Raw genomic sequence first — 704 nt, forward strand, 5'->3', positions numbered from 1 at the left:
GGGCCGCGGCGTGCTCCCGCAGGGCCACATCGGAAACGCTGGCATCCGCCGCCACCACATAGGCCACCAGCCGCTGATCCCCGACCCGGTCCTCCCGCACCACCACCGCCGCCTGAGCCACCTCGGGATGACCACTGATGACGGCCTGGATCTCACCCAGCTCGATACGGAAACCCCGCACCTTGACCTGGTCATCGACCCGGCCCACATACACCAACTGACCATCGGCGTTCCAGCGCGCCAGATCCCCCGTGCGATACATCCGCGCACCCGCCGGACCGTAAGGATCAGCCGTGAACCGCTCGGCGGTCAGATCCGCACGCCCCAAATAGCCACGCGCCAGCACCACACCCGCGACATACAGCTCACCCGCCACGCCCGGCGGCACCGGCCGAAGCCAGGCATCCAGCACATAGGCACGGGTGTTCCAGAACGGCCGCCCGATCGGCACAGCACCACTCGCAAGTTCCTGACCAGGCTCGATGCTGTAGTCCGCGCAGTTGACCGTGGCCTCGGTGGGACCGTACGCATTGACCACCGTCACATCCGGATGCGCGGCCCGCCACGACACCAGCGCCTCCCCCACCAGCGCCTCACCACCGGTGATCAACATCCCCGACGGCGACACCTCCTCGGGCAACGCCTCCAACAACCCCAGGTGGGAGGGGGTCACCTTCATAAACGACGGCCGACCAACATCGGCC

The 704-nt window shown here is 67.8% G+C and carries 1 protein-coding gene; it reads right to left on the reverse strand.

Going from position 1 to position 704, the window contains the following annotated elements; genetic code table 11:
* Nucleotides 1–640: AMP-binding protein (locus NP777_RS47050; RefSeq protein ID WP_308405430.1), on the reverse strand; the 640-nt coding region annotated here is incomplete at its 3' end.
* Between the last annotated feature and the right edge of the window lie 64 nt (nt 641–704).

The sequence above is a fragment of the Streptomyces rugosispiralis genome (genome assembly GCF_024505145.1).
GTDB classification, from domain to species: domain Bacteria; phylum Actinomycetota; class Actinomycetes; order Streptomycetales; family Streptomycetaceae; genus Streptomyces; species Streptomyces rugosispiralis.